Source organism: Chitinophaga sp. (assembly GCF_036566945.1).
GTDB lineage: Bacteria > Bacteroidota > Bacteroidia > Chitinophagales > Chitinophagaceae > Chitinophaga.
Genome location: NZ_DATCVJ010000620.1, coordinates 1 through 1775 on the forward strand (window position 1 = coordinate 1; position 1775 = coordinate 1775).

The 1775-nt window shown below is 41.6% G+C and carries 2 protein-coding genes; both read right to left on the reverse strand.

Annotation, left to right across the window (positions count from 1 at the left end):
• On the reverse strand, positions 1 to 367 hold a 367-nt coding region (locus VIP81_RS19015; protein WP_331964609.1), incomplete at its 3' end, for a carboxypeptidase-like regulatory domain-containing protein.
• A gap of 371 nt (positions 368 to 738) precedes the next feature.
• On the reverse strand, positions 739 to 1578 hold the full coding sequence (locus tag VIP81_RS19020; protein ID WP_331964612.1) for a hypothetical protein: 840 nt from the start codon (positions 1576 to 1578) through the stop codon (positions 739 to 741).
• Positions 1579 to 1775: the final 197 nt, after the last annotated feature.

Genomic DNA, 1775 nt, shown 5'->3' on the forward strand with positions numbered 1-1775 from the left:
CGATGGGCACATTCTGGATCTTTTCATTACGGCGACGTGCTGTCACCGATACTTCATTGATCTGGCGGTTGTCTATCGTAAGAATGATCTCCAGACTGCTTTGATTTTGCGCTGTCACTTCAATTTCACGGGTAACAAAGCCAATGGAGGTAACTGCCAGGGTAATGGGGAACGGTGCATAGGTACGCAAACTGAATTGACCCTTACCGTCTGCAATAGCATGGTTGGTAGAGCCTTTGAGACTAATAGTGGTGCCAGGCACAGGGGATCCTTTGTCTCCCTTTACAACGCCCGAAATTACTTGCTGGGCAATGGCGGCGTTGAACAGGAGGGTGGGGAAGAATAGTAGTGGTAGTACTTTTTTCATGATAGTTATAATATAGGTTGCTTGATTGATAATATAGGTCGTGTCTTAAAGTCTACTTAGTCTATTAAATTAGTAGACAAATATAACATAGTAAGTTAACTTTTATTTATTTTTTTTAAAGGGGGATGGGGAAGGTAAGAATCGTTACGGGGTAAAGTATTATGAGAAAGGTCTAAGATGTTCTCATACGAAGCTTTTTATAAAACTGTATTGTTTTATATGCTGAAGTGGTGTCCTGATTGTAAACAGGGACGGCAAAAGAGAAAAACGGAGGTGAAGGTACCTGCGTTTTTCTCTTCTGTTTATCAAGGTTTTGACCTCATTTGAATTTTTCCTGTGAAAACGAATCGCTGGTTTTCACGTCGTATTTATCAGTCGCCTGCATACATGAAGTAGTGTACCGGTTTGGTGGTATCATAGTCGAAGTAACTGGCCAGTCGTACTGTATTATTGGCTCCCGGGCCTGTGCGGCCCACCACTTGTTCAATAGGTTCACAGGCACAAGTGTACCTGAATTTCCGGGAATCTATGACAGTAACGGAGGGTTTTCCGCCGGAGAGTCCCACAGCAATTACAAAAGCCTCCGCCTTGTTGGTGTAATTTATCGCCTCTGCTAATGTAATTTCAGTGAAATTTTTATTTTGAGGTAATGATACAGCAATCAAAGCGGCAGAAATGCCTGGAAGTTTTGGAATATCGGGATTTTTGCAGATCGTTTTGTTAAATATAGTACTTACATAATCGGCGCCATCGGCTAGTACAGGCCAGGGTGTATTATCCATCGCGAATTGAAATTCCTGCAAAGTATAAGGCGCTGCTCGTGGAAGTTTGGGCTTACCAAGTGCCATAGCTCTAAATGCATCTGCAGCCAGGTTCATGATTGAATCAGTTCTATGGTGCATCGCCTTTTGCTCCTCACTGGGGAAATCACCCAGGCAATTGGTCAGTAAAGTAGCGTTTCCATCGGCATCTCTGGGTAATCCTGACAGATCAATCAAATCATTGGGATAATTGTAGGAGGTTTGCCCAATGGTTACGCTGTGATGTTGACTGCTGATGGCAACTTTAGTGCAACCCACCTGATTGCCTGTGGTAATACCCGGACTGGTGGCATAACTTTTACCAGAAAGAGACTGTACTCCTGATTGTTCATTTTTTTGACAGGAAACAATAAGGGCTGAAAAACTAAATACAATAAGGGTTTTTTTCATGATTGAAAGGTATTGGTTAACTACTTTGTGTTTGAAGGTTATCGTTGTTTTTTGCTATGCACATTTTTCATGAATGGTTCGGGTTTAAGTATGATCATCCAGGCATGTAAAATGACAATATCAATTCAATAATTAATGGGATCTGCAGGTGGTTCCATTGGGTTACAATGCTAAAGATAAAATCTGTAAAAGAAAAA

Bases quoted from the DNA above. Each gene is read 5' to 3' on its own strand.
- VIP81_RS19020 (WP_331964612.1), bottom strand. From the start codon at position 1,578: ATGAAAAAAACCCTTATTGTATTTAGTTTTTCAGCCCTTATTGTTTCC.